Annotated in this window: 1 protein-coding gene; it reads left to right on the top strand. The window is 45.3% G+C overall.

Annotated elements, in window-relative coordinates:
- Positions 1-329, top strand: a 329-nt coding sequence (locus GJB59_RS13670; protein WP_328822970.1) for a sulfatase-like hydrolase/transferase, incomplete at both ends; no start/stop codon positions are given.

The raw sequence follows: 329 nt of genomic DNA, 5'->3' as shown, positions 1-329 counted from the left end.
AATGTCCAGCACGCCAACAACAAAAGTTTTTGGAATCGCGACATGATGTATGAATCCTTGGGCATCGATGAATTTCTCGATATTCAAAGCTATAGCGTTGGTGAAGGCCAGGCAGTCAACTGGGGCATGAAAGACATACCGTTTTTTGAACAGTCTGTTGCCCATATGGCAGAAATGCCGCAGCCATTCTACAGCCGGTTAATCACGCTGACCAATCATTATCCCTTTACTTTGGACGAAGAAGACAAACTGATCGATGAATTCGACTCCAACTCAGGTACTCTTAACCGCTTTTTCCAGACAAGCCGCTATCTGGACGAAGCCGTTAA

It is taken from the genome of Planococcus soli (assembly GCF_016881065.1).
In the GTDB taxonomy this organism is placed as follows: Bacteria; Bacillota; Bacilli; order Bacillales_A; family Planococcaceae; genus Planococcus; species Planococcus soli.
The sequence above is the reverse complement of the archived record's forward strand: the minus strand, read 5'-3'. Positions and strand labels throughout refer to the sequence as shown.